This is a genomic window from Domibacillus sp. 8LH (genome assembly GCF_038806185.1).
Classification (GTDB): domain Bacteria; phylum Bacillota; class Bacilli; order Bacillales; family Domibacillaceae; genus Domibacillus; species Domibacillus indicus_A.
The window spans coordinates 1-26,562 of sequence record NZ_JAVJNG010000024.1 but is presented as its reverse complement, the minus strand read 5'-3'; the positions used below and the strand labels follow the sequence as shown (position 1 = coordinate 26,562).

23 protein-coding genes and 2 pseudogenes are annotated in these 26,562 nt (G+C 40.2%); 23 read left to right on the top strand and 2 right to left on the bottom strand.

The window, feature by feature from the left end:
• Positions 1–15 precede the first annotated feature (15 nt).
• From larC to RG959_RS19445, 23 genes and pseudogenes are all read left to right on the top strand, one after another.
• The gene (larC, locus tag RG959_RS19555) at positions 16–258 is read left to right on the top strand and encodes a nickel insertion protein (protein ID WP_342798597.1); all 243 of its coding nucleotides are present in this window, start codon (positions 16–18) and stop codon (positions 256–258) included.
• Positions 251–638 (top strand): annotated as a pseudogene (gene larC2, locus RG959_RS19550) (nickel pincer cofactor biosynthesis protein LarC2). The gene larC and the pseudogene larC2 overlap by 8 nt, the downstream one beginning before the upstream one ends.
• Before the next feature lie 230 nt (positions 639–868).
• Positions 869–1,366, top strand: coding sequence for a TRAP transporter small permease (locus RG959_RS19545; RefSeq protein ID WP_342798572.1), 498 nt, complete (start codon positions 869–871; stop codon positions 1,364–1,366).
• A gap of 1 nt (position 1,367) precedes the next feature.
• Positions 1,368–2,663, top strand: a complete 1,296-nt coding sequence (locus tag RG959_RS19540) for a TRAP transporter large permease (RefSeq protein WP_342798571.1) — start codon at positions 1,368–1,370, stop codon at positions 2,661–2,663.
• Positions 2,664–2,703: 40 nt separating this feature from the next.
• Positions 2,704–3,726, top strand: coding sequence for a TRAP transporter substrate-binding protein (locus tag RG959_RS19535; RefSeq protein WP_342798570.1), 1,023 nt, complete (start codon positions 2,704–2,706; stop codon positions 3,724–3,726).
• A gap of 81 nt (positions 3,727–3,807) precedes the next feature.
• Positions 3,808–5,673 (top strand): sensor histidine kinase, encoded by a 1,866-nt coding sequence (locus RG959_RS19530; RefSeq protein WP_342798569.1) that lies wholly within the window; start codon positions 3,808–3,810, stop codon positions 5,671–5,673.
• Entirely contained in the window at positions 5,648–6,397 is a 750-nt protein-coding gene (locus tag RG959_RS19525) for a response regulator transcription factor (RefSeq protein WP_342798568.1), read from the top strand. Before RG959_RS19530 ends, RG959_RS19525 begins: the two co-directional genes overlap by 26 nt.
• Before the next feature lie 2 nt (positions 6,398–6,399).
• On the top strand, positions 6,400–7,395 hold the full coding sequence (locus RG959_RS19520; protein ID WP_342798567.1) for a Gfo/Idh/MocA family protein: 996 nt from the start codon (positions 6,400–6,402) through the stop codon (positions 7,393–7,395).
• Positions 7,396–7,547: 152 nt separating this feature from the next.
• Positions 7,548–8,513 carry a carbohydrate ABC transporter permease gene (locus tag RG959_RS19515; RefSeq protein ID WP_342798566.1) on the top strand — a complete coding sequence of 322 codons (966 nt, stop codon included), beginning with the start codon at positions 7,548–7,550 and terminating at the stop codon, positions 8,511–8,513.
• Position 8,514: 1 nt separating this feature from the next.
• On the top strand, positions 8,515–9,348 hold the full coding sequence (locus RG959_RS19510) for a carbohydrate ABC transporter permease (RefSeq protein WP_342798565.1): 834 nt from the start codon (positions 8,515–8,517) through the stop codon (positions 9,346–9,348).
• A gap of 50 nt (positions 9,349–9,398) precedes the next feature.
• Positions 9,399–11,117, top strand: a complete 1,719-nt coding sequence (locus RG959_RS19505; protein ID WP_342798564.1) for a sensor histidine kinase — start codon at positions 9,399–9,401, stop codon at positions 11,115–11,117.
• A 13-nt stretch (positions 11,118–11,130) separates the two neighbouring features.
• Positions 11,131–12,738: a response regulator gene (locus tag RG959_RS19500; RefSeq protein WP_342798563.1), complete on the top strand. Its 1,608-nt coding sequence runs from the start codon at positions 11,131–11,133 to the stop codon at positions 12,736–12,738.
• A gap of 108 nt (positions 12,739–12,846) precedes the next feature.
• Positions 12,847–14,136, top strand: coding sequence for an ABC transporter substrate-binding protein (locus RG959_RS19495; RefSeq protein ID WP_342798562.1), 1,290 nt, complete (start codon positions 12,847–12,849; stop codon positions 14,134–14,136).
• Between the two features lie 6 nt (positions 14,137–14,142).
• Complete coding sequence (locus RG959_RS19490; protein ID WP_342798561.1) at positions 14,143–14,664, top strand: hypothetical protein; 522 nt, start codon at positions 14,143–14,145, stop codon at positions 14,662–14,664.
• Positions 14,665–14,679: 15 nt separating this feature from the next.
• The gene (locus RG959_RS19485) at positions 14,680–15,294 is read left to right on the top strand and encodes a YesL family protein (RefSeq protein WP_342798560.1); all 615 of its coding nucleotides are present in this window, start codon (positions 14,680–14,682) and stop codon (positions 15,292–15,294) included.
• A 19-nt stretch (positions 15,295–15,313) separates the two neighbouring features.
• Positions 15,314–16,477, top strand: a complete 1,164-nt coding sequence (locus tag RG959_RS19480; protein ID WP_342798559.1) for a Gfo/Idh/MocA family protein — start codon at positions 15,314–15,316, stop codon at positions 16,475–16,477.
• A gap of 15 nt (positions 16,478–16,492) precedes the next feature.
• Positions 16,493–17,587 carry a Gfo/Idh/MocA family protein gene (locus tag RG959_RS19475; RefSeq protein WP_342798558.1) on the top strand — a complete coding sequence of 365 codons (1,095 nt, stop codon included), beginning with the start codon at positions 16,493–16,495 and terminating at the stop codon, positions 17,585–17,587.
• 907 nt (positions 17,588–18,494) lie between these two features.
• Complete coding sequence (locus tag RG959_RS19470) at positions 18,495–19,424, top strand: sugar phosphate isomerase/epimerase family protein (protein ID WP_342798557.1); 930 nt, start codon at positions 18,495–18,497, stop codon at positions 19,422–19,424.
• 189 nt (positions 19,425–19,613) lie between these two features.
• Entirely contained in the window at positions 19,614–20,708 is a 1,095-nt protein-coding gene (locus tag RG959_RS19465; protein ID WP_342798556.1) for a sugar ABC transporter substrate-binding protein, read from the top strand.
• A 69-nt stretch (positions 20,709–20,777) separates the two neighbouring features.
• Positions 20,778–22,304 (top strand): sugar ABC transporter ATP-binding protein, encoded by a 1,527-nt coding sequence (locus tag RG959_RS19460; protein WP_342798555.1) that lies wholly within the window; start codon positions 20,778–20,780, stop codon positions 22,302–22,304.
• Entirely contained in the window at positions 22,282–23,283 is a 1,002-nt protein-coding gene (locus RG959_RS19455; RefSeq protein WP_342798554.1) for an ABC transporter permease, read from the top strand. Before RG959_RS19460 ends, RG959_RS19455 begins: the two co-directional genes overlap by 23 nt.
• 26 nt (positions 23,284–23,309) lie before the next feature.
• Positions 23,310–24,224 carry a ribokinase gene (locus RG959_RS19450; RefSeq protein ID WP_342798553.1) on the top strand — a complete coding sequence of 305 codons (915 nt, stop codon included), beginning with the start codon at positions 23,310–23,312 and terminating at the stop codon, positions 24,222–24,224.
• 295 nt (positions 24,225–24,519) lie between these two features.
• Positions 24,520–25,278 (top strand): DeoR/GlpR family DNA-binding transcription regulator, encoded by a 759-nt coding sequence (locus RG959_RS19445; RefSeq protein WP_342798552.1) that lies wholly within the window; start codon positions 24,520–24,522, stop codon positions 25,276–25,278.
• Positions 25,279–25,756: 478 nt separating this feature from the next.
• Here RG959_RS19445 and RG959_RS19440 read toward each other — a convergent pair.
• Together RG959_RS19440 and RG959_RS19435 are read right to left on the bottom strand one after the other, a co-directional pair.
• A pseudogene (locus RG959_RS19440) lies at positions 25,757–26,095 on the bottom strand (RNA-guided endonuclease InsQ/TnpB family protein); the annotation flags it as partial.
• On the bottom strand, positions 26,007–26,303 hold the full coding sequence (locus RG959_RS19435; protein ID WP_342798551.1) for a helix-turn-helix domain-containing protein: 297 nt from the start codon (positions 26,301–26,303) through the stop codon (positions 26,007–26,009). The pseudogene RG959_RS19440 and the gene RG959_RS19435, both read right to left, overlap by 89 nt.
• Between the last annotated feature and the right edge of the window lie 259 nt (positions 26,304–26,562).

Genomic DNA, 26,562 nt, shown 5'->3' with positions numbered 1-26,562 from the left:
TACATTGGTTTGCCAATGGATCTTCCGTTTGTGATCGGAGCAGCGGCCACGCTGGAAATCTTAAAAGGTGTCCCGATTGCACAGACATCGATCAAAAGCGAATTGGCGACGCCAACCGGGGCAGCCATTGCGGCTGTACTGGCTGACTCATTCAGTACGATGCCGTCTATGACAGTGGAGAAAATAGGCTATGGTGCTGGTAAAAAAACATTCAAAAACCACCCGAATGTACTGCGGGTGGTGACCGGCTATGAATAAGCACCGTCCGCCAAACACAGAGCACCGGGACAGCGATATGATCAAGATGGAAGTAAACCTCAATGATATATCAGGTGAATGGCTTGGCTATGTGATGGATCTTTTGTTTGAGGCGGGGGCCAATGATGTGTTTTACACACCCATTTACATAAAAAAAAAACCGTCCGGGCGTCCTGCTTCAGCTTCTTTATGCTGCTGCGGCTGTTCCTAACATGGAATCTATTTTATTTCGTGAAACGACGACACTTGGCATCCGCTATTACCCAATCACGGTTCACCGGCTGGAGCAGCAGTTTATGAAGGTAAATACACCTTGGGGGCTTGTTACGGTGAAGTGCGGATTGATGAACGGCGAGATCGTGCAGCGCGCCGGAATATGAAGACTGCAGGAGAATTGCAGAAACACTTAGTGTGCCGTTGAAAGATGTATATGCAGAAGTGTGGAAGAATCATCTATGATTTTTGGCAGTGACCGTAGTCGCTGCTTTTTTATTTTGAATAGACGCAAACATAAAAAAATCACAAATTCTCCTAAAAAAAATGTATATCTTAATTTTTATGTAATTTCTAAAATAAGGTTAAGAAAACGCTTTCAGACAGGAGGATGCAGATGAACTTCATCAAAAAAGCCGGGTTATGGATTGATTCAATTTTTGAGAGGGCAACACTATTATCGCTTGTTGCATTAATTTTTGTTGTCACAACGCAAGTCATGACCCGGAAGTTATTTAATTTTGTTTTTTTCTGGTCAGAGGAAATTACACTTCTATTGCTTGCTTGGTTTGCATTCATGTCCATCGCGATTGGCTTTCGCGAGTACATTCATTTAGGCATTGACTCATTCACAAACCTGTTTTCTAAAAAATTTAACAAGGTTTGGGATAAAGTCATTATGCTGAGCACACTGGCTTTTGGGATGTACCTTGTTATTCAAGGCTGGGATTTCACCGTGCTGATGATGGATTCTACTCTGCCGGCAACAAAACTTCCGAGCAGCATTACCTATTTGGCTATGCCGATTACGGGGATGATGATTTCCGGTTATGCACTGCTTCATTTGTTTAACATTCAGACAACCCGGCATCAGGGCATAGAGGAGGAAATATAACGTGGACATCAATACGGTCGGCACCGTAATATTATTGGTTAGTTTTGTTGGGTTGATATTGCTTCGTTTTCCCATCGCGCTTACACTTGTTGTTTCATCACTTATTACCGTGATCTACCTGAAGGTGCCAATGCCAGTCATCGGACAGCAAATGATCCAAGGCGTTAATTCATTTTCTTTACTGGCGATTCCATTTTTCATATTAACAGGCCAAATTATGAGTGAGGGAGGGCTTGCTTTACGAATTGTCCGGTTTGCAAGTTTGATGGTCGGGCGGATTCGGGGAGGGCTGGCGATGGTCAATAGTGTCGCTGCCTTGTTTTTTGGGAACATTTCCGGCTCTGCGGTTGCAGATGTATCGTCTGTCGGCTCTGTGATGGTGCCGATGATGAAAAAGAATGGCTACCAAGCTGATTATGCGGTTGGTGTTACCATTGCTTCAGCCATTCAAGGGGTAGTTGTGCCGCCAAGCCACAATCTCGTTCTTTACTCGCTCGCCGCCGGCGGTGTATCGATTGCCAGCCTGTTTATGGCAGGCATCGTTCCAGGCGTTATGATGCTGACAGCGCTTATGATCACAAGTTATGTGATTGCCAGAAAGCGCGGATATGGAAAAGCGGAGCCTGTACCGAAATCGGAAATCTCAGGAATCTTAATTCATGGCTTTTTATCTTTAAGCCCCGCTGTCATTATTCTTGGCGGTATTTTGAGCGGCTGGTTTACGGCAACAGAATCTGGCGCACTTGCCTGCTTGTACGCATTTATTCTGGCATTTTTCGTTTATCGGGAAGCGCCGATCTCAAGTATTGGGAATATTTTAAAGCGGACGATGAGAACAGTATCAATGGTGTTTTTCTTAATCGCTGCTTCCGCTTCCTTTGGATGGACGCTTGCTTATTTGCAAATACCGGGCATGGTCACCGATTTATTTTTGCAGATTTCAGATAACCCAATTATCATTCTGCTAATCATCAACATTTTGCTGTTGCTGCTTGGGGCTCCAATGGATATGGCGCCGATGATTTTAATTATGACGCCTATTTTATTACCTGTAGTGACAAATCTCGGAATGGATCCAGTGCATTTTGGCATCATCCTTATATTGAATGCGGGAATCGGCTTGCTGACACCTCCGGTTGGAACCGTGTTGTTTGTGGGTTCAGCAATCGGCAAAGTATCTATACAGGAAGCCACAAAAGCGATGCTGCCATTTTTCTATGCATTAATTGTTGTTCTATTAGTCATCACGTATATTCCAGATGTTGTGATGTGGCTGCCAAATATGCTGGCAGACTAACAGAGCGAATGGATAAAATAAAACAAAGGGGATGTACACAATGAAAAACAAGAAATTTAAGGGGATTTTAGCTTCTGTTATGTTTGCAAGTGCTGTGCTGGCGGGTTGCAGCAGTGAAGAAGGAACAGGCTTAGGAGAAGCAGCTGATGGAAAGAAAGCAAGTTATACATTCCGGCTGGCGGACAATCAGCCGGCTGATTACCCGACTGTTTTGGGGGATGAGAAGTTTGCTGAACTAGTTGAAGAAAGAACGGATGGGCGCATTAAAATTGAAGTCTTTCCTTCCGCGCAGCTTGGTGATGAAAAGTCAGTATTAGAGCAGGTTCAGCTCGGTGCCATTGAATTCACTAGAATCAATGCTAATCCATTAGCTGAATTCAATAAAGATTTCTCTGTCTTGGGGCTTCCATATGTTTTTGAAAGTGAGGATCATTTATGGAACTTTCTTGAAAGCGAAAAAGCAACGGAGCTTCTTGACGGATTAGAACAATCAAAAATGAAAGGGCTTGCGTACTATGATTCTGGTTCACGCAATTTTTATGCAACAAAAAAATTGAAGAGCATGGAAGACTTGGAAGGGCTGAAAATTCGTGTCCAGCAGAGTGAAATTAATATTGATTTCTTAAGTGCACTTGGCGCAAGTGCAACACCAATGCCATACGGGGAAGTATTTAGTGCCCTGCAAACAGGTATCATTGATGGAGCTGAAAACAATTTACCAAGTATCGATTCTTCTAACCATTACCAGGAAGCGAAACATGTTTTATTGGATCATCATCAGCGGACACCGGAAGTTTTGCTGATGAGTGATACAATCTGGGATAAGTTAGATGAAGAGGATCAGGAAATTATCAAGCAGGCTGCGCTTGATTCTGTTGAAACACAAAAAGCTGAATGGGCAAAATGGGAAGAACGTTCTGAAAAGAAATTAAAAGACGAAGGCGTTACTTTTACTGAAGTAAAAGATATAAAACCTTTGCAGGATGCTGTAAAGCCAGTAGTCGAAAAGTATTCAAAAGATTACCAGGATATTATGGATGCTATTGAAGAAGCACGTCCGTAACCGTATGATAGGATAGAAGGCTTGCCTGGCATGCTTACGCGTGCCGGGTTCTATCTATATAAAAGGGGGGGGGGGAAGACAATGAAGCGAAGAAGGAGAAAATGGATTGAGTTTATAGACCGCTTTATTTTACTAAGAGATCAGCCTTTTATGCATAAGCTGTTTGTTTTCTCCAGCTTATTAGTCATCCTCCCTGTTTTAGCGGTTGGCATTATTTCCTACCAGCGGTCAGCGATAGAAATTGAAAAAGAAGTCCGGCTTTCCAGTCTGCAGGTGATCGATCAGGCCGAGTCGAATATAGAGTATTATTTGCAGGATTTTGAAATTACCAGCCTGAAAATTATTAACTCATCTGAAGTGGAAGATTTTATACAAGCGGACGCTGAGAAAAGCGGCAAAGAAGAAATCCTCAGCAGTGCTGTCCGCAATTTCCTTGAACTTCAGGAATACTCTAGACCTGATATTTCAAATATCACAATCATGACAGACTCAGGGAGAGTTATCGATACACTTGGAAACCGGAATTATTATCCCGCTCCGAAGATGAAAGAAGAATATTGGTATGAGTCTATTCCCCATAACGGCATGATTAGGCTTGTCAGCCGGACATTGAAAACAAAAGATAAGGAACAGCCTGTTATTTCGCTCGTACGCAGGCTTTACAGCCCAGAAACGCTCAAGCCTGTAGGGATGCTGGTTATCGATATTAATTTCAGACGGATTGAAGAGATTTCAAACAAAGTCACTATCACCAGAAACGGATCATTTTCTATATTGGACGCAGAAGGGCATTATGTTTATCACCCCGATTACAGCAGGCTGGGGCAAAACGGAGACACGGAGCTGCTATCAAAGCTGAAAGTAGAGAACAGCGATTCGGTCATGCTGAAAAACGAAACGAAAAACTTTGTCACGTATACCCATTCTTCTAATCTCGACTGGACGTTTCTGACGTCTGTTCCATACGACAATTTAACGATGGGTATCAACCAAATCAGGAAAACCATTCTCATCACCATTGGTGTTGCCCTTGTTGCTGCTTATCTTGCTGGCTATGGATTTGCCGCTGCACTCGTCCGCCCGATTAAGCGCTTACAATGTTTTATGAAAGAGGTGGAGGTAGGCAAGCTTGACGGCAGAATACATGTTGAGTCAAAAGATGAAATCGGCCAGCTGACAATGGGCTTTAACAACACGGTTGAAAAGCTGTCTGCCCTTCTTGATGAAGTTTACGTGTCAAAATTAAAAGAAGCGGAGCTTTCATTAAAACAAAAAGAAAGTGAGCTGAAGATGCTTCAATCGCAGATTAATCCACACTTTTTATATAATTCGCTTGAGACGATCCGGGGAATGGCTCTTGAAGGAAGCCAGGAAGATATTGCTGTGATGTCAAATTCACTCGGAAAGCTGTTGCGATACAATTTGAAAAATAACACACTAACAGTCAGTCTCAGGGAAGAAGTGAAATTTTGTGAAATGTATTTGCAGGTTCAAAAGTTCCGTTTTGGCGATCGATTTGATTATAAGCTTTCTATTCCGGCATGGGCGGAGCAAGTGGAAGTAGTAAAATTTTCCCTGCAGCCGATCGTAGAAAATTGTTTTGTACATGCCTTCGGTCAAAGCAGCCCTCAAATAATGATTTCTACCTCAGTGCTTCGCGTGTCCGAAAAAGCGTGCATCATTTCCATTTCCGACAATGGCTCAGGCATGGAAGAAGAGGTGCTGTCCGAAATGAAGTGCAACTTAAAGCGGCATTCTGCAGTCAGCAGTGGGGAGCATATCGGACTGATAAATGTTCATCAGCGCATTATGTATTTATTCGGAGAGGAATACGGGATGGACATTCAAAGCAAGCCAGGGCAGGGCACCGTAGTCTCGATGAGCGTGCCTTTAACTGCCGGCAGCAGGGAGGAGAAGCAATATGAGGCGGATTTTATTAGTGGATGATGAACGTTGGGTCCGTACAGCACTAAAGTGGACGATCAATAAGCTTAATCTGCCTGTAGAAGTCGTTCAGGAATGTGAAAACGGACTCCAGGCGCTAGAGTGGGTAAAAGAAAATCAAGTGGATTTGATCATGACAGATGTGAGAATGCCAATCATGGATGGAATGACATTTGTGAAAGAGCTCGCTAACGTTAAAAAAAAGCAGGATGTCATTGTGATCAGCGTTCATGATGAATTTCAATTTGTCCAGCAGGCACTGAGAAGCGGCGTAACGGACTATCTTTTAAAACCGATTGAAGAAGAGGACTTACGGGCAAGCCTTGAAAAATGGCTTCAAACGGAAGAAGCCGGTAAGCAAATAAAAACAGCTTTAAGTACAGCTAGCAGTCCGGCTGTCCCCTCTACGACAATTGAGCAGGTACTCGAATATATACGAAAAACACCCCTGAATGAAGTAACACTGCATGACACAGCACAAAAAGTCCATGTGAACCCGAGTTACTTGAGCCAGCTTTTTAAGCAGCAGTTAAATAAAAAATTTATTGATTATTTAACCGAGCTTCGTATTGAAGAGGGAAAGCATCTCCTCCTGCACACCACGTTAAGAATGTCGGAAATTGCAGATAGGGTTGGTTATGGAGACGTCGCTTACTTTAGCAACAACTTTAAGAAAATGACAGGATGCACACCATCGGAATTTCGAAAATCAGCCAAGGAGGCATAGAGTTGAAAAAAATTCGTTTTGGTATTTTAAGCACAGCCGGCATCGCCCAAAAAGAGCTGATTCCTGCGTTTAAACGAGCAACACTTGCGGAAGTTACAGCTATTGCGAGCAGAAATGGGAGAAAAGCACGCGAAATTGCACAGAAGAATGACATTCCAAAATCATATGGAAGTTACGAAGACTTGCTGGGTGATCCGGAGATTGATGCAGTTTACATCCCGCTGCCAAACCATCTTCATAAAGATTGGGTCATAAAAGCAGCAGAAAAAGGCAGGCACATTCTTTGTGAAAAGCCGGCAGCACTAAACAGCTCCGAAATAAAAGAGATGGAAGAAGCCTGCTTGAAACATGATATTTTCTTCATGGAAGGTTTTATGTATGCCGTCCACCCACAGCATGCGCGGGTAAAAGAAATCATTGCATCCGGCGAAATTGGTGAAGTGACAAATATGCGTGCCGCTTTTACATTTTTACTCGAACAGCCTTCCGGAAGTATCAAAATGAAGAAAGAAACGGGCGGCGGCAGTTTATATGATGTCGGATGCTACGGTATTCATTCAATTCGAACTATTTTAGGTACAGAGCCGGAAACCGTACAAACTCATGCTGTCATAGACCCAGTAAGCGGTGTCGATACAAGCCAGCTTACACATATGACTTTTCCCAACGGAATCACTGCATACATCGAATCCGGCTTCCACTCTTTCAGACGCAGCGAATATGAAGTGATCGGTACAAAAGGAAAAATCACTGTTCCACGCGCATTCCGCCCTGACTGGCACGGCGGCGAAGGGCTGGTCATTATCGAAAACGATTCAGTTACACGAACAGAGCGATTTTATGCTGACCAATACAAAACAGAAATTGACCAATTTGCAGCTGCTGTTCTTGAAAAGAATGGAGATACAAAAGCTGAATTTAAACAGTCTTATTTAAACTTAAAAGTAATCGATGCCTGTCTGAAGTCAATAAAGTCAAACAAGAAAGAAATCGTTTGAACAAGAACGGCTGGATTAATCCTGTTGAAAGGGGAATCCAGTCGTTCTTTTTTATGGAATTGTGTGAAAAATTAATAGTTATTGTGCATTTCTCTCATATATTCATCTCCTTCGATTTTGTATACTTTAAAAAAAGGGATGGAGGGGGATTTATGAAGCAGCCAAATGAAAGCGCAATCAAAACAAAAGGGGTCGTAAAAAATTCGTTGTTTTCAAAAGAAAAACATAGAAGGAAGCGGTGGGAATCACCAGTAGCCGGCTATTTGTTTCTCTCACCGTGGCTGATCGGCTTTTTCTTGTTGACACTATATCCAATGCTGCTGTCTCTTTATTTTTCTTTCACCAATTACTCACTATTAGAAGCACCTGAATGGGTTGGCCTGGATAATTACAGCAAAATGTTTTTCAGTGATTCTATGTTTTATAAATCACTGTACATTACTCTTTTATTTGTCGTTATTTCTGTTCCATTAAAGCTTATTACCGCATTAATGATGGCCCTCTTTTTAAATCAGAAATTAAAATTTATGTCGATCTACACAACATTGATCTACTTGCCTTCATTGATTGGCACCAGTGTCGCTGTAGCTATTTTATGGCGGAATCTATTCGGCCAGGATGGACTGATTAACCAGCTTCTCGGCATTTTGGGAATTGAAGGAACGAATTGGATTTCAAATCCTGACTCAGCACTCGGTACACTTATTTTATTGGTAGTCTGGCAGTTTGGCTCCTCAATGGTCATTTTCTTAGCCGGATTAAAGCAAATATCACCAGAATTATATGAAGCCGCTTCTGTAGATGGTGCTTCGAAAGCAAGACAATTCTTTTCCATTACGCTGCCTTTATTATCGCCTGTTCTGTTATTTAACCTTGTCCTGCAAACTATTGGTTCGTTTCAAATGTTTACGCAAGCCTTTGTTATTACAAAAGGAGGTCCTGTTCAATCGACTTACATGTTCGCACTGTACTTATATGAACGGGCGTTTGCAGGATTTCAAATGGGTTACGCATCGGCTCTGGCTTGGGTGCTTCTCGTCATTATCGGCATTTTCACTGCGTTAATCTTTTTATCATCGAAAAAATGGGTCTTTTATGAAGCGAAAGGTGGAAAGTAATATGCAGAAAAAGTGGATAAGTCATCTCACACTAGCCGTAGTCTCCCTGTTTATGGTGTACCCTATCCTATGGTGGGTGGGAGCAGCGTTCAAGTCTAATGAAGAAATGAATTCAGCGAGTATTTTTCCATCCCAGCTAATATTTTCTAACTTTACGGAAGGCTGGTATGCCATTCCCGGTTACTCGTTTGGCCATTTCTTTATGAATACATTTGAATTGATCGCAGGTGTATTATTCACAACGATTGTTTCATGCAGTTTAGTCGCATTTGCGTTTGCCCGCCTGGACTTTCCGCTTCGCAATTTCTGGTTTGCTATTGTACTGGGTACGTTAATGCTGCCAAGCCAGATTACACTTGTTCCCCAATACGATATGTTTAACGCATTCGGCTGGGTGGATACGTATTTACCGTTTATCGTTCCGCATTCACTGGCAGGCGGAATCGGCGGTTCGTTTTTTATTTTCCTGCTTGTACAGTTTATTAGAGGGATTCCGAAAGAGCTGGATGAAGCAGCGAAGATGGATGGCTGTACGTGGTTTGGCATTTACTGGCGTGTTATTTTACCACTTATGAAACCGCCTCTCGTCACAGTAGCGATTTATTGCTTTCTTTGGAACTGGGATGACTTTTTGGGCCATTTAATTTATTTGAATTCAGTAGAAAACTATACTGTTGGCCTTGCATTGAAAATGTTTGTTGATGCGAACTCTAGTGTACCGTGGGGCCAGCTATTCGCTATGTCACTCGTATCTGTTATTCCGGCGATTATTATCTTCTTCTTTGCCCAGCGCCATATTGTAGATGGAGCGGCGAGTACTGGTTTGAAAGGCTGACGCGTCAGCCTTTTTTCTGCTATTCTGGTGAATAGAGAAAGGGGGACGCAATGAAAAATCCATTTAAAGAATACCCGATACGGAACGTATTCTTCTTTGCATTTGCCAGTTTAATAATGTTATTGCTCACAGTCTTTGTTTTGGTCAGTTACAGGGTTTCGGTAGCCGAAATGCAAAAAAACACATCTTTTTACCAGCAGAACCTGCTTGGAGAAATCAATGAACAAATCAGCATGCAAAAACAGTCTGTTGAGCAGGTGACGATTGCACTGTCACGGAATGAGGACCTGCAAAATTATTTGCAAGGAAAAAAAGATTCATACGAATCTTACCAGCTTATTTCAGAAATTAATACATCATTTTTCAACACGATGTTTAGTATCCCGGTAGTCGATACAGTCGATGTATATGTTGAATCCCCTCCAGCGAGGGTTCAAGAAGGGCCTATCCGCTACTTTTCATTAAAGGACTACCAATCGATTGACTGGCTTCAGCCAATGGAAAATGCGGATTCTGCCTGGCTGAAGAAGCATATTATTTCATCTCCGCAGGGAAACATTTCGGTGATCAGCTTTGCGCGTAAAATATATAAACGCAACGGCACGGCTGCGGGCATTGTGGTCGTCAATACAAAAACAGACCGTTTCCTTAAGTTAATGAATGGGGAAGTGGATAGCCGCGACCGGCTGTTAATTGATTCGAGCCACAGTATTATTGCGTACAATGGGTCTAGAAATGTAAGCGAATACTTAAATGCTTTTACTGAATTAAGCAATGAGGAAAATGTAAATGTAAATGGCTCCTCGAGACAGGAAGAAAAGTTTGTCGTCTGGTCAAAATTGGCTAATTCAGATTGGATTTTAATTGAAGTAACTCCCTGGAATGAGATTATTAGCGGGAGTGTCAAGCTGGCTCAGCTGCTCTTATTCATCAGTTTGGTTACGATTGGATTTATTGTTATATTAACCTATTATTTATCGAAGCAGTTTACAAAGCCTATTAATCAACTGCTTCAAAGCATGAATGATTTTTCTTTACACGAGCGGGAGCCCAAGCTTCCAGGCGATTACCGGAATGAATTTGGCACGCTTTTTCATGGATATTATAAGCTAAACAGCCGTATTAAAGGATTGTACAACGATCTAGAAGAAGAATATCAGAAAAAAAGAAAAGCGGAATTAGATGCGCTTCAAGCAAATATCAATCCTCACTTTTTATACAACACGCTCGATCAGTTGAATTGGATGGCTATTGAAGAAGGACAGGAGAAAATAAGCCGCGTCCTGGAGTTGATGGGAAGGATGTTTCGAATCGGCCTTTCTAAAGGTGAGGCACTGATCCCTCTCAAAGACGAACTGGTACATTTAGAATCATATATTCAAATTCAGCAAATTCGTTTGGAAGGAGCGCTTAACTATCAGATCTTTGTTCCAGAAAGATATCAACACTATTATATTCCCAAGCTGACTTTGCAGCCGTTTATCGAAAATGCGATTATTCATGGCCTGCGCGGACAGCAGCAAGCGATGATTACTATTAATCTGCACGACGTGGGGGAAATGATGTACATCATTATTCGTGATAACGGGACAGGGTTTTCTAAAGACCAAATGCTAAATAAAAGAACTGCAGATGGGGGATATGGCATTAAAAATGTGCAGGATCGACTCTCTGCATATTTTGGAGCAAATAGTTCAATATCCATCGAAAGCCAGATCGGGGAAGGAACAACCGTTTTTGTTAAAATCCCAAAGAAGCTTCATAAATAAAGGAGGGCCTTTTATGTGGAAAGCGATTATTGTCGATGATGATCCAAGTGTACTGCGGGGCATGAAAAAAGCCATTCCGTGGGAAAAGCTGGGCATCGAATGTGTAGGAGAAGCATCAGACGGCAAAGCAGGGTTTGAGATTATTATGGACATACAGCCGGATATTGTATTAACCGATATTTATATGCCGGTCATGAATGGTCTGGAGATGATGCAGGCTTTGCGAGAAAATCAATATACTGGAAGTGTTATTATCTTAAGCGGCTATTCTGATTTTGAATACGCAAGAACGGCCCTCCGGCTAAAAGTCCAAGATTATTTAAGCAAGCCCATTACCATTCAAACGATGGAAGAAGCATTAAAAAGAGTAACAACAAGATTGGAAGAAGAAAGAATAAAACAAAGCGGACAGGAGGAAATAAAGCAAAAAATCAACTATTATAAATCTTTAATTTCGAATACATGGTTGAAGTCGCTGGTAACGGGGATGGAGGACCAGGAAGTCGCCCGTAAGGAACAAAAAACCAACTATTTGCAAAAACAAAAACACCAAGTGCTGGTATTGAAGCTGGATAAAGAAAATCAGGCTATTGAATGGGACAGTCTGCAGGAAAATATCAGCTGCTTTTTTTCGACTCATGCATTACCGTATTTAAAAAATATGGAATGGATCGAGCTAAATTACATATATTCAGCCATTCTGCTGTCTTATGATGAACAACTGGATAACAAAAGCTGTCAGAAAGCTGCCCAAAATGTAGCTGACAAGTTGATAGAGCTGATGTATTTAAAAGAAGATTATAAGTATAAAATCGGAATAGGACAGGTGAAAACCAATTGGGAAGAAATTCCGATCTCAACAGAGGAAGCCATTTACTCACTTTCAAAAATTTTATCCCAGCCCATTATTCGTTATGAAGACGTACCGGCAAGTGACCAGTCGAATTTTATCTCACAAAAATCAGCTTTCCGTAAGCCGGTTCAATTTTACCGGGAGCTTTCTGACGCAGTCAAACAGGAGAGAAAAGATCAGGCGGTTCGGGTTGTAAACCAATTTATGCTGAATGAACAAGAATCGGCTCATTACTTGCCATCTCATTTGCAGACAATTTGCAAGGATTTATGGGTTATTTTAACGTATTCACTTTATGATAAAGGCGTGAATCTTGAGGAAATTGTCGATCATCAAACAGCCTCACGCCAAATTGAAAAAGTTCATCAGAAAGAACAATTTCAGCGCTGGATTCTTGCTTCTATAGACCTTATTCTTTCACGCATTCAACAAGAGGAAAAAGAAAATGTTCGCCACAAACAGACCGTTGACTATGTAATTGAATACATCGACAGCCATTATCATGAAAATCTCACGTTGAATCAGATGGCAGAAAAAGTGTTTCTTTCTCGCAATTATTTAAGCCAGATATTTAAGAAAGTGACCGGTTTATCATTTAACCAATATTTAAATAATGTTCGAATGGAAAAAGCTAAGTATTTAATTTTAGAAGGCCATTATTTAATTTATGAAATAGCAGAAAAAGTGGGCTATAAAAATACCCCTTACTTCAGCTCTATGTTTAAGAAGCATACTGGAGTCAATCCAACGGAATTATTGAAACAATAATTGGTGTACATTTTTAAAAACAATTGTGCATCTCTCTTATATAAGCATTTATGAAAGCGTTTTATAATTGAGGTGTAATCAACATTACGGGGAATGGGGGAGTGAGGAATGAAAAGAAAATGGTTATCTTTTTTCCTTGCGGCATTGCTTGCATTTACATTGTCCGCATGCAGCGCACAGCGGGCGCAGCAGCAAGAAGAGGAAAGCGGAAGTACAGATGGAAAAGTAAGTTTACGGGTTGTATGGTGGGGCTCGCAGGAACGTCATGATGCAACAATGAAAGTACTTGATTTATATAAAGAAAAAAATCCAAACGTCACATTTGAAACAGAGTTTTCTGGGTGGGATGGGTATTGGGACAAGCTTGCTACACAGTCGGCTGCTCAAAACGCGCCGGACTTAATCCAAATGGACGCCCAGTACTTACAGGAATACGCTACACGCAATCAATTGGCTGATCTATCGGAAGGTATCAATGTAGAGGATATGGATCCGACTCTCGTTGACTCCGGAAAAGTAAATGATAAGCTGTATGCCGTCGCTCTTGGAAATAACGCATTTGGAATGATCTATAACAAAGCAGCTTTTGAAAAACTAGGTGTTGAAACACCTAAAGCAGACTGGACATGGGATGAGTTATTCGCATTGGCAAGAGAAATACAGCCAAAGCTTGAAAAAGGAAAATATGCGATGCGTGATTTTACATTTGACTCAGCGGTATATGAAATGTACCAGCTTAGCAAAGGCAAAGGCCACTTGACGACTGAAGATGGCAATTTCAACATTGATAAAGAAACATGGAAAGAATGGATTTCTATTTTTGAAGATTTGCGGAAAGAGGGAATTGTTTCTCCTGCGGAAATGACCGTAGCAGAAGTCGAATATGATCCGAAAAATGATCTTCTATTAAATGATTCCGTTTTAATCAAACAAAGCTTTGCTGCTCAGTTTCCAAGCTTTGATAGCGTAAAACCGGAAACGTATGCGCTTGTGAAAGCACCAAAAGACGCAGAAGCAGGCGGATATTTGAAGCCGTCTATGTTCTGGTCAGTCAGCGAAAGCTCGAAACAGAAAGAAGAAGCAAAGAAAGTGATCGACTTTTTCATTAATGATCCAGAAGCAGCTGAAATCTTAGGTGTATCACGCGGTCTGCCGGTTTCTAAGAAAATTTTAGATTCAATGAGCAGCAGTTTCACAGATTCCGATAAAGCCCAGTTGCAGCTGGTCCATGACACAGCACCAGATGCACAGCCATTTAATGGCGGTCCGCAAGGCTGGGGAGAATTCCAGAACAATGCCTACAGACAAGTTGGAGAACAGCTTATGTTTGGTGTACTCTCCCAGGATGAAGCCTATGAGGAATTAAAAAACCACTATGAAGAAATAAAAGGACGGTAAGGTGAAATGGATAAATGGATCATCCTGATCGGCAGTATTCTCATGTTGACTGGCTGCCGGCCTGCTGTTTCAGAAGAAAACCATCTCCGGCTTCTTTTCTTTACAGACGAAGCAATGGGGAAGGAGGAGGAAATTGAACAGTTTCTGGCTGAACAGGTCAAATTGAATAAAACGGTTGATGTGTCCATTTATCCGCTTTCAAGGGAAAAGTTCTCTGTATTACTTGCTGAAAGAGCCGGTGATGTGTATGTGGCAGAACCAGATTTAATAGAAGGACTACTTACTCAAAACGGGTTAACACCACTTGATGAACTAATGCCTGTGTCCGCTTATCCGTTCGTGCAGGAACACTATACAACAAACAATAAAACAGGCAAACGCCATCTTTATGGACTGCCATTACAAACCGATCATTCTGCTTTTGACCAACTTGATTTGGCGATGCCGGAAGAGGTGACCGTAATCGTTCCTTCATTCAGCCAAAATAAAGAAGAAGGCTTAAGGGCGCTGCAGGCTTTTATTGATTAATAAGGAGGAACCTGCATGAATCAAGGATATGTAACAGGGACGCTTTACACCGGGATGGAATGGGTGACAAGAATTGTTTATGTCAATGCCCTATGGATTGTATTCACGTTACTCGGAGGTATTTTGTTTGGTTTTAGTCCAGCAACTGCTGCTCTGTTCAGCATTGTAAGAAAGTGGACGGACGGAGAGGAAGTAACATCTTTATTTTCTGAATTTTGGAAAGAGTACAGACGATTCTTTCGGAAAAGTCAAAAGATTGGACTGCTATTAATGGTGATCGGATTGCTGCTTATTGTAGACTTTCAGTTTTTTTTACAAGGAAACTCGACAATTGGCTGGTTAGGAAAAATGATTACCATGCAGTTAATTTTCCTTTATGCAGCAATGCTGCTGTATATTTTTCCGCTTTATATCGATACGAAGCAGCGAACAAGCATCGTGTTCAAAGAAGCATTTCGGCTTTTCTTGCAGGTACCATTTAAAACAATGTTTGGACTGTTCAGCATTATGGCACTTGGACTCTTATTTATGATCGTTCCAGCTGTAGCACTGCTTTGTGGTGCCAGTTCCATAGCAATGTGGCAAGTGTTTTACACAGAGAAGTATGTACTGAAGCATAAAGTTGCGTGAACGAAGTGGAGGAACGAACATGACAAAAGTTAAAATTGGCGTGATTGGTTTAGGGAATATGGGAAGTTCGCATGTTTCACAGCTTGCCAGCGGGCTTGTGAAAGGTGGTCAATTAACAGCGGTTTGTGACTTTAATGAGGACCGTTTAAAAGCAGCAAATGAAAAAAACGGCGGGCAGTTAGCTTGTTTTACGGATCCAGACACATTTTTTAATCAAGCAGATATCAAGGCAGTGTTAATTGCTGCGCCTCATTATGATCACCCGACTCTAGCTGAACAGGCATTTCAAAAAGGCTTACATGTTCTTATCGAAAAACCGGCAGGTGTATATACAAAAAACGTACAGCGTATGAACGAAGCAGCGGCCGAAAGCGGAAAAGTATTCAGCATTATGTATAACCAGCGGACGAACCCCCTTTATCAAAAGCTGCGGCAGCTTATTCAATCAGGTGAACTAGGTGAAATAAAACGGACGAACTGGATTATTACAGACTGGTACCGCTCACAAAGTTATTATGATTCAAGTGAGTGGAGAGCAACATGGGAGGGAGAAGGCGGTGGCGTTTTACTGAACCAATCGCCGCATCAGCTTGATTTATGGCAATGGACCACAGGTTTAATGCCAAAACGTGTACATGCTTTTTGCCATTTCGGTCGTTATCACAATATTGAAGTGGAAGACGATGTTACCGCGTATGTTGAATACGAAAATGGAGCGACAGGTGTATTTATTACTTCAACTGGGGAAGCTCCCGGAACAAATCGTTTTGAAATCATCGGAGACCGCGGCAAAATCGTTGTTGAAAATGATCAATTAATCTTTTACCGGCTGACTCAGTCAGAGCGGGAATTTAATGCAACGTATACTGGTGGTTTTGGTGAGCCGGAACATTGGAAAATAGAGATTCCAATAAAAGGTGAAAACACTCAGCACCTTGGAATTATGCAGAATTGGGTCGATGCTATTTTAAAAGACATTCCACTCTTGGCACCTGGAGAAGAAGGAATTAAAGGACTCGAAATTTCTAATGCCATTTATTTGTCAGCCTGGCTAAAAGAATCCGTAGAGATTCCTATCGATTCGGACCTTTTTTACAAAACATTGCAAGAGAAAATTAAAGCGTCCAATTTTGTAAAAGCGAAATCAGGAAATGTCGTATTATCCGTAGAAGGAACACATTAAATAGGAGATGATCACATGAGCAATCAAGATGGAATGAATTATGCACCAAAAGGAAAACCAAGTCCGGTTGTGAAACAAAATGAGTTTTTTGTAGCAGCAGCGGCTCTTGATCATGGTCATATTTATGGGATGTGTAACGGACTGGTTGAAGCAGGAGCGACAATAAAGTGGGTATATGATCCGGATCCGGCTAAAGTAGAATCATTTTTAAAAGTGTACCCAAGTGCCCAAGCGGCTTCTTCATTAGAAGAAATCTTAACAGATGAAACAGTTCACCTCGTTGCAGCAGCAGCCATTCCATGTGCCCGGGGGCCGCTTGGTGTCAAAGTTATGCAACGCGGGAAAGATTATTTTACTGATAAGACGCCTTTTACAACGATGGATCAGCTGCAGGAAGCAAAACGAGTTTCAGAAGAAACCGGCCAAAAATACATGGTTTACTTTAGCGAGAGGCTGCATGTGGAAAGTGCTGTTTTTGCCGGGCAGCTTGTCGAAAAAGGCGCAATTGGACGCGTCGTACAAGTAACCGGATTTGGCCCTCATCGGTTAAACGCTGACAGCCGGCCGGATTGGTTTTTTGAAAAAGACAAATACGGCGGTATTCTATGTGATATCGGCAGCCACCAAATTGAGCAATTTTTATATTATACCGGCTGTGATGATGCAGAAATTTTGCACAGCAAAACAGCTAACTATCATAATCCAAGTTATCCGGAACTGGAAGACTTCGGCGATGCAACATTGGTTGGCAATAATGGAGCGACCCAGTATTTTCGAGTAGACTGGCTGACACCCGATGGCCTTAGCACTTGGGGGGACGGCCGTACATTTATAATCGGAACAGAAGGAACGATTGAAGTTCGAAAATATGTAGACATCGCCAGACAGCAGCAAGGCGACCATATCTATTTAGTCGACGATAAAGGGGAACACTATTTTGACGTAGCTGGAAAAGTGGGGTATCCATTTTTCGGCGAGTTGATTTTGGACTGCTTAAACCGGACAGAAACAGCCATGAGCCAAGCGCATGTATTTAAAGCAGCTGAACTTTGTCTTCTTGCTCAGGAAAAAGCTGTGCATGTGTACCAAGCAGAAAGTGTAACTATATAAGGAAAAACCTCATTTAAAAATCCAGTGAATCCTGAAACAGATTCCTGGATTTTTTTGTTAAATATTTTATTAGAATTCTAAAGGCGGGTTCGAGCGAGGAGTGCAGCACTGAGCCTGTAACTTGATGAATGAGGTACTTACTCTTACTAGTACAGATATGCTAATTTGGTGGGACATGTTATTTATGAAGAAACAAGTGATGAAATTTTGAGAAAGTATGGCAGCACACCTTTTGGTTTAATCCATTCAAGAAAACAAACAATCAGTTGATGAGCAAAAGTATACTTTTGATTAGTTACACTTTTGTTAATACTGAGTGAAATTCTTATTATAGTAAATATATATTGCATATTTAAAGACAAGAAAAAAGCACTGTTCTAATAAATGAGCAGTGCTTTTTCTTAATTCTATGCAACATTGTGTTAGACAAAAAGAGAATAAGGCCTCTAAGATTTCCAATGAAGCACGCGCTTCGTATAAATGATCGGTGAACTTGTTTAAGAATTTTCGCTGCTTTTGTTTGCTTATCCAGTTTGCTGGTGTCGTGTCTAATAACTTGGAGCAAAGGGTTTTTGCAATGATAGCCAATACCGGCACTATTACGGTTAAGGTGTCTTGCATAACCAGAATCATCGAAATGGACTAAAGCATTTTGAATCAATGGGATCTTTCCTGAAAATATAGCTTTGTGAATAATCGGTGAAAGTCATCTTTGGTATAGCGCGTATCTAGTATATATTAAAAAACTTGAGTGTTAATAAAGATTGAAAAAAGTGAAAATAGTTTAAAAAATATGATATTTTATGAAATTTAATGAAAATATATATTGAAAACCTTTTCAATAGGTGATATATTCTGATTAGTTAAACAAATATATGAAAAAAAATGAAACATTTCAGGAGGAAATATGAAACTTGCTACGAGACTTAACTCATTATTACCAGCAGTAGAAAACAATGTAATGAATGCACTAGAAGAATTGTCTAAAATTGAAGGTATTACGAGCGTAGATTTAAATTATCCTGAACATTTTGAAAATCATTCGGTTGAGGAAATAGCTGAAACTTTGAAAAGGGTCGGCCTAGAAGTAAATGGGTTAGCGCTCCGTTTTCGAAGCAATTTTAAGAACGGTGAACTAGGAAATACTGATGGAAATATTTCAGAGGAAGCGTTTGAATTATGCTGCCAGGCAACAAAGATTTGCCGAGAACTAGGCGGCAAAACTATCACCGTCTGGCTAGGGTATGACGGATTTGATTATGCGTTCCAAACGGATTACCTAAAAGCATGGCATCAAGTGAAAAACTATTTTATCAAAATTGCAGATTTTGCTCCGGATTTAAAAATCAGTATTGAATATAAGCCATTCCAGCCAAGATCATACTCTTTGATTGACAGTGTCGGTTTATCATTACTAATGGTGAATGAAATCGATCGAGACAATGTAGGGGTGACTCTTGATTATTGTCACATGTTAATGAAACATGAAAATCCCGCATTTGGTTTAAACTTGGTTGCCGATAAAGGGAAGCTTTATGGGATACACATTAATGACGGCTATGGACTGAATGATGATGGTTTAATGGTTGGCTCCGCTTCATTTTTGCAGACGTTAGAATTTATTTATTACGCTAAAAAGTTTAACTATAATGAGGCAATTTACTTTGATACTTTTCCTGTCCGGGAAAATCCAATTGAAGAATGTAAACAAAATGTACGGATGATTAAAAAACTGGATGAATTGGTAGATACGATTGGCTTAGAAAGAATAGAAGAAATTGTTCAAAAAAATGATGCCGTGGGTGCCACTGATATTCTATTCGAATGTTTAAAATAAGCTTTCTCTAAAACTTGAAAAGATTGAAAATTCAGACAACATTTATTCCTAATTGAAAAAGCTAGTTAACTTCTACCTATCAAAAGAGTGTTCACTTTTTCAATTAGGATTTATAAGAAGATTAAAGTAACTCACTCGTTTATACAAAAAAACAATAAAAATGAAAACGCTTGCGGGAGGGTAACCAAAATGAAAAACAATCCAAAAAAGTATGCTACAGCATTTGCTGCATGTCTTATGAGTTTTAGTCTGATCGGGTGTTCGGCACAGTCTTCGGGCCAAGGGGGAAGCACAAGTTCAAAAGAAGAAGACGGATTTAACCCGGATTCTGCTGATGGAAAAACAATTGAAGAAGTAAGAAATGACCTGGGTCCAGTTCCAAAACTAGACGAAGAAGTTAGGTTAGGTGCGGTATCCAAAGCTTTTGAAAATGAGTATTGGCGAACATTAAAAGAAGGTATGGAAGTTGGCGCCAAGAAATTCACAGAGAACGGTTATAATGTCTCAATTGATGTAAAAGCCGCTCAAGGTGAGGGTGATGAACAAGGTCAGCTGGCAATTGTACAGGATATGGTCAATAAAAAATATACAGGATTACTTTTATCTCCAATATCTGATAGCAATCTTGTTCCAGGTGTGGAAGATGCACTGAATGAAGATATTCCAGTTATTAACGTTAATGATGGGATCATTAAAGAAGCTCCGAACTTTGTAGGGCCTAGAGCAATTGAAAATGGTGAATTATTAGCCGAGTGGGTTTCAGGCAAATTAAATGGGGAAGGTAAGGTCGCCATTGTAGTAGGGATGCCTAAAGCATTTGCAGCTAAACAACGTACATTAGGGTTTGAAAATTGGATGAAAGAAAATGCTCCTGGTGTAGAGGTAGTTGAAAAACAAAATGCGGACTGGGATCGGCTGAAAGCTAAAGACTTAACTGAAACATGGATTAAGAAACATCCGGATTTAAAAGCGATTTTCGCAAATAACGATACAATGGCACTTGGTGTACAGGAGGCAGTAAATGCATCCGGTAAAGATATATTGGTTGTTGGTGTTGACGGAATCCAAGAAGCATATGATTCTATCCGCAAGGGTGAATTAGACGCAACGGTTGATTCCTTCCCACTCTATAAGGGTCAAATTGCAGTGGAGGCAACTCTGCGAAAATTAGCCGGGCAGGAAGTACCTCGTGTCATCTGGACTCCTCAAGCATTAATCGATTCAACAAACGTTGATACTCCAGCGGAAGAAATTATTAAATGGAGCGAGCCAGAAATTAAGTAAAAAGAACGAGAATGATAGTGAAAGCGGTTATTGCTTTCACTATCATTCTTTCAAAAAGGAGAGATAAAAGTGTTACAACGACCTGATGAAATTATTCGCTTTGAAGGAGTATCAAAAATCTTTCCAGGCGTTAAAGCGTTAGACAATGTAAACTTCTCTGTTAAAAGGGGGGAAATCCATGCGCTCTTGGGGGAAAACGGGGCGGGGAAATCCACTTTATTAAATATTCTTCATGGAGTGTATTCAGAATATGATGGGACTGTAAAAATTAAAGATAAAAAAGTCTCGTTTAAAAACCCTAATGATGCTATCCAATTTGGCATTTCCAAGGTCCATCAAGAAGTAAGTTTAATTCCAAATTTAACAGTGGGTCAAAATATTGTATTAGGCTATGAACCAACAAAATCAATGTTTGTAAATTTTAAAGAAATTCATAAGAAAGCAAATGAATTATTAAAGAAATTAAACTGCCGGTTTAAAAGTGAAGACCTTGCTTCTCAATTAAGTACGGGCGAAATGCAAATGGTGGCCATCGCAAAAGCGTTGTATCATAAAGCGGAAATCATATCATTTGATGAACCTACCGCTTCTTTGACAAAAAATGAGGTCGCTGCTTTATTTAAAATTTTAAATGAATTAAGAAAAGATGGAATCACCATTCTTTATGTAAGCCATCACTTAGATGAAGTTTTTGAGGTTTGTGACAGAGCAACAATCCTAAGGGATGGAGGATTTATTAAAACCGTTGAAATGTCTAAGGTGTCGCAAAATGAATTAATACGAAACATGGTAGGAAGAGATGTATCTGCATTTGCTGTCCGTTCTAAGAAACATAAATTCACCGAAGACATTGTTTTGGAAGTCAGCAATTTATCCCGCAGCGGGGTCTTTGAGAATATATCTTTTAGCGTAAGAAAAGGAGAAATTTTAGGCTTTGCTGGATTAGTGGGGGCAAAAAGAACAGATGTGGTTAGAGCGTTGTTTGGTGCGGATAAAAAGACCAGCGGAACTGTCAAAGTAAAAGGAAAAATAGCAGAAATCAAAACACCGGAACAAGGATTACAGGCCGGTATCGGCTTAATACCAGAGAACAGAAAAACCCAGGGATTCACCAAGTATTTCAGCAATGCTGACAATATTGGTTTAGCCAGCCTAGGTAAGTTCAGCAAGTTAGGTTTTATTAACCACAAAAATAAAAGAAAGAATTGTCAACACTATATAAATGAAATTAATTTAAATCCAAAAGATCCGTCATACATGACGGCAAATTTAAGCGGCGGCAATCAGCAGAAAGTGGTCATTTCAAAATGGCTCTCAGCAGATGTTGACGTTTTAATTTTGGACGAGCCGACTAAGGGAGTAGATGTCGGCGCGAAAGCGGAGATTTACCGCATCCTAGAGGACCTGGTTGATAAAGGGAAGTCTATCATTATCGTTTCATCTGAGTTACCAGAAGTCATTGGGATGTGTGACCGGGTGATTGTAATGAAAGAAGGTAAGCAAGTGGTTGAACTTAACAAAGAAGAACTAAATGAGGAAAACATTCTTCAATATGCAATGGGGGTAAATGCAGATGTTTATATCGAAAGGGTTTAGTCGTGAGTTAAGTATCGTCGGAGCTTTAATTGCAATGATCGCTGTTTTTACCATTATCGACCCTATATACGCCAGCTATGACAATATGGTTGATATTGTTGACCAAAGTATCATCAATGGACTGTTAGCATTAGGAATTACGTTCGCAATCATAACAGCCGGTATTGATTTATCAATCGGTTCTATTTTTGCCATTGTTATTGTAGTAGTTGGTGATTTACTCGTTCGGGGCATGAATCCTTTTTTAGCAATCGTCGTTGGGATTATCCTGGGCTTTGTACTTGGAGTGTTCAATGGAATCTTAATCACAAAATTAAAGCTTCAGCCATTTATCGCAACTCTTGCTACCATGAGTGCTTATAGAGGTCTTGCGTATATTTACACTGGCGGATGGCCGATTGTAGACATACCATCAGGATTTAGACAGCTTCTTGACAGAGATGTGTTCAGTGGTATTTCAGTATCGGTTTTTATCTTGCTTGGGTTCACAGTATTAAGTTTTGTGATTTTAAAGTATACAAAATTCGGGGTCTACGTGTATTCTCTGGGAGGCAATGAAGAAGCTACTCGCTTATCAGGCGTTAATGTAGATAGAAGTAAAATTCTTGCTTACGCTCTTTGTGGTGTAGGAGCTGCTCTTGCTGGGTTGATTTTATTGGCGAGATTAGGAACTGGAGAGCCTACTGCCGGCCAATCTTATGAATTAAATGCGATTGCTGCTGCAGCTATTGGAGGGGCTAGTTTAGCCGGTGGAAGAGGAACAGTTATCGGAACGCTTCTTGGCGCCATCCTTTTATCTGCACTAAAAGTTGGTCTCGTTGTAGTAGGAGTCGATACATTTTGGCAGTATATAGCTACAGGAGCAATCATCGCAGTTGCTGCTTATTTCGAGGTTATCCAAGATAAGCTGCAAAATTTAAATCTAAAACGGAACAAAAATAATATTGCAAAAAATAGTGAAGTTAGAAAGATAAATTAAGATTTCCAGAGAGGAATAAATAAAGTATGGAAAATAAATCTGTAGCAGTTATTGGGAGTCTGAATTACGATATTATTTTCAAACAAAAAAAGTTCCCGGAAATAGGCGAAACCTATATGGCTGACAGCGTTACATTCTGCAGTGGCGGAAAAGGGGCAAACCAGGCAGTTCAATGCTCGAAACTGGGTTTGAAAACGTATATGGTCGGAAAAATTGGCGATGATAACCATGGAGAAATGCTATTAAAATCTCTTCAAAAATATAATGTCGATACGACTTTTATTACTACCTCTAATACAAACACGGGGTTAGGTGTAGTAAATTCTTTGGAAGACGGAAGTGTGGTTGCAACCATTTCAACGGGTGCTAACTATGCTCTTACAGTGGAGGATATTAAAAACGCTGAAGATGTAATCGCAAAAAGCAGCATTGTTATATTACAATTAGAAATTCCTTTAGAGGTTGTTGAATATTCAATAAAAATGGCAAAAAAACATAATTGTTTCATCATATTAAATGCAGCACCTTCTAATGAAATTTCGGAAGAGTGTATAAAACTAGTCAACTGCTTAGTCGTAAATGAGTCTGAGGCAAGTTTTTTTGCAGGGGAGAAGATCGAAAATCTTGGTGATGCAATGAAATATTGTAAAAAAATATATAATAAAATTTCAGACGTTCTAGTGATTACACTTGGGAAACAGGGAAGTCTTATTTATGATGGAGAACAGAAATATTTTATAGAACCCCATAAGGTTGAGGCAATAGAAACAACTGGGGCAGGGGATTCATATATTGGAGCACTTGCTTATGGGATTTTAAATAAAATGACCTATCAGCAAGCGGGTTCTTTTGCTTCAAAAGTTAGTTCTATGACAGTTATGAAAATCGGGTCGCAGGAAGCAATGCCTACACTTAGTACGATCAAGCAATTACAGAATTAGTTTTAAGATAGTCTTAGATTCTTCTCACAGAGCTTTAAAGGTTAAGGAAGTCTAATAAAAACGACAGAACGTAGGTGAAAAGCGAAATCACAATTGAGTGTTCTATCCCTTTATTGACTTCCTTTTTTTTGTATGATCCAGTTTTCGGTGTTAAAATTAAAACAAAATATTGGGATACTAATAATTTTATTATTTTTGAAAAAGGAGCAGGGGAGGTCGGTTAAAATAACCCAATACCCTGCATACTTGTTTTTCACATGATTGCTACTATTAAAGAAGGATTGGGGGGAGATCAATGATACCTTATATTCGAAGAAATAAAATAATTGAAGAGCTGGAAAACAAAGATATTATTTACATCGATGATTTTCTCTCCATTTTTGAAAACGTTTCATCGTCTACAATCAGGAGAGACCTAAAAATCCTTGAAGAAGAAGGACGAATAGTCATGCTCAGAGGTGGAGCTGTTAAGTTAAGAGACAATTCTTTTGATATTCCTGTAGAGACCAAAAAATTTCTTAACATTAATGAAAAAGAGCAAATTGGACAACTTGCAGCTTCATTGGTGGAAGATGGTGACGTTATTTATCTGGATTCAGGTACAACATGCTTGCAGATGGTTAAGTACTTAAACAACAAACAAATCACAGTTATAACATCAGGTACTCAAGTACTGAATGAATTAGACGGGGATAACGTGCACTGTATTATAGTCGGCGGAGAAGTGAATAAAGCAACGGATTCAATTGCAGGACCTCTGACTGACTCAAATTTAAAAAATCTGTTTTTTGATAAAGCTTTTCTTGGTGCTAGTGGTATTAGTCTTGAGGGAGGTATTAATACTCCTGATTTCAGAGAAGCAAGTAAAAAAGCAATAGTTAAAACAAACTCAAAAGAATGTTACGTTCTAGCCGACAGTTCTAAATTTAATAAGAACACATTATGTAAGGCCATGGATTTAAATGAATGTACCATTATTACAGATAAAATAAATGAGCTGTTTGAAAAAGAAACAACATTTATTGACACAAATCATTGGGAAAAAGTGAAATGACCGGGATGATCTATTATAAATAAATCCATTCATCTACTCGCATTACATCTAAAAGATGAATGGATTATATTTATAATTCGGCGTGAAGCAGTATACTTTTCCCTTTTCTAAGGATTTAAGTAATTCTTTTATCGAAAGCGCTGCCAAAAGGAGCTTTTTAGAGCTTTTGACGAGTTTTGGTTTTAATCATAACCGATTATCCGTACCTAGCAAGTATACTGCATCTGAATACATAAGGTTAACTTTGACTAGCTAAAATACTCTTATAACCCACTTTCTAAGTGAACCTCTCCAACAAATTGCTGCGCAATTTGTTGGAGCATCTTCATCAGAGACATGAAATAACATGCTCTGACTTCATTGATTTTCCTGCTTCATCGATGTCTGCCCTGTTCTTCCGAACAGGGTCTTACATCATCTCCACAGGCGTTGTTTTATACTGTTCGGGCGGGAACCTCGACCTACAGTTGTAAAGGGATTAGATTGCCGGGATGAGTCCTATCTGGACCAGCCCGGCTTTTTCGATGTTTAAGGCGGCATTATGATCGCGGTCCAGCACAAGGCCGCAATCCGGACAGACATGTGTTCGGACGGAAAGGGATTTTTTCACCCTTTTTCCACAGTCTGAACAGTCCTGGGTTGTGAAATGCAGCTTCACTTTGACCATCTGGCCGCCATTGAGCTCGCATTTATATGCCAGAAACAGGTGGAACATCCCCCACCCTGCATCATGAATCGATTTGGACACTTTCCAGTTTTTCACCAGATTGCGGATATTCAGATTCTCTGCACAAATGACACTGTAGGTGCTGGTAAGGCACTTTTTTAAGATATGGATGGTGTTTCTTGGATAAGGTCAATAGGGCACTGAGGTCAGATTTAGTCAGGCTTTTCTTGTTCTCTGGGTAGGCTCTTTGTTTATCAAGAAGAGCGGAATTATACCGCTGGCGGCAGAGATTAACCCATGAGTGAAGAGTGCTTTTTTGTTCCTCATTCGGAAAAATTTCAAAGCGGTAATTTAGCATCGTCTCGATCCACCTCCAGTATTTAACAAATACAGCATGCCAAAAAAGGAACATACGTTTCAACCGCTAAGCAGCAAACACAAAAAAAGCGGCCATTCATCTCCTGCTAATTGCGAAGCAATTTGAAGGAGTCTTCTGGCCGGTAAAGCGATAAAAAAGCTGTCTGATTTATTGCAGACAATGGGACCGTCAATAATTTTGTGTAAATGGCGAATCCCTTTTCTTGCAAACTGTCATTTAATCAGTCGTTTTAAACATG

Bases quoted from the DNA above. Each gene is read 5' to 3' on its own strand.
- RG959_RS19535 (WP_342798570.1), top strand. From the start codon at position 2,704: ATGAAAAACAAGAAATTTAAGGGGATTTTAGCTTCTGTTATGTTTGCA.
- RG959_RS19500 (WP_342798563.1), top strand. From the start codon at position 11,131: ATGTGGAAAGCGATTATTGTCGATGATGATCCAAGTGTACTGCGGGGC.
- RG959_RS19465 (WP_342798556.1), top strand. From the start codon at position 19,614: ATGAAAAACAATCCAAAAAAGTATGCTACAGCATTTGCTGCATGTCTT.
- RG959_RS19475 (WP_342798558.1), top strand. From the start codon at position 16,493: ATGAGCAATCAAGATGGAATGAATTATGCACCAAAAGGAAAACCAAGT.
- RG959_RS19485 (WP_342798560.1), top strand. From the start codon at position 14,680: ATGAATCAAGGATATGTAACAGGGACGCTTTACACCGGGATGGAATGG.
- RG959_RS19450 (WP_342798553.1), top strand. From the start codon at position 23,310: ATGGAAAATAAATCTGTAGCAGTTATTGGGAGTCTGAATTACGATATT.
- RG959_RS19435 (WP_342798551.1), bottom strand. From the start codon at position 26,303: ATGCTAAATTACCGCTTTGAAATTTTTCCGAATGAGGAACAAAAAAGC.
- RG959_RS19445 (WP_342798552.1), top strand. From the start codon at position 24,520: ATGATACCTTATATTCGAAGAAATAAAATAATTGAAGAGCTGGAAAAC.
- RG959_RS19530 (WP_342798569.1), top strand. From the start codon at position 3,808: ATGAAGCGAAGAAGGAGAAAATGGATTGAGTTTATAGACCGCTTTATT.
- RG959_RS19525 (WP_342798568.1), top strand. From the start codon at position 5,648: ATGAGGCGGATTTTATTAGTGGATGATGAACGTTGGGTCCGTACAGCA.
- RG959_RS19505 (WP_342798564.1), top strand. From the start codon at position 9,399: ATGAAAAATCCATTTAAAGAATACCCGATACGGAACGTATTCTTCTTT.
- RG959_RS19490 (WP_342798561.1), top strand. From the start codon at position 14,143: ATGGATAAATGGATCATCCTGATCGGCAGTATTCTCATGTTGACTGGC.
- RG959_RS19515 (WP_342798566.1), top strand. From the start codon at position 7,548: ATGAAGCAGCCAAATGAAAGCGCAATCAAAACAAAAGGGGTCGTAAAA.
- RG959_RS19495 (WP_342798562.1), top strand. From the start codon at position 12,847: ATGAAAAGAAAATGGTTATCTTTTTTCCTTGCGGCATTGCTTGCATTT.
- RG959_RS19470 (WP_342798557.1), top strand. From the start codon at position 18,495: ATGAAACTTGCTACGAGACTTAACTCATTATTACCAGCAGTAGAAAAC.
- RG959_RS19480 (WP_342798559.1), top strand. From the start codon at position 15,314: ATGACAAAAGTTAAAATTGGCGTGATTGGTTTAGGGAATATGGGAAGT.
- larC (WP_342798597.1), top strand. From the start codon at position 16: ATGGATCTTCCGTTTGTGATCGGAGCAGCGGCCACGCTGGAAATCTTA.
- RG959_RS19510 (WP_342798565.1), top strand. From the start codon at position 8,515: ATGCAGAAAAAGTGGATAAGTCATCTCACACTAGCCGTAGTCTCCCTG.
- RG959_RS19455 (WP_342798554.1), top strand. From the start codon at position 22,282: ATGTTTATATCGAAAGGGTTTAGTCGTGAGTTAAGTATCGTCGGAGCT.
- RG959_RS19545 (WP_342798572.1), top strand. From the start codon at position 869: ATGAACTTCATCAAAAAAGCCGGGTTATGGATTGATTCAATTTTTGAG.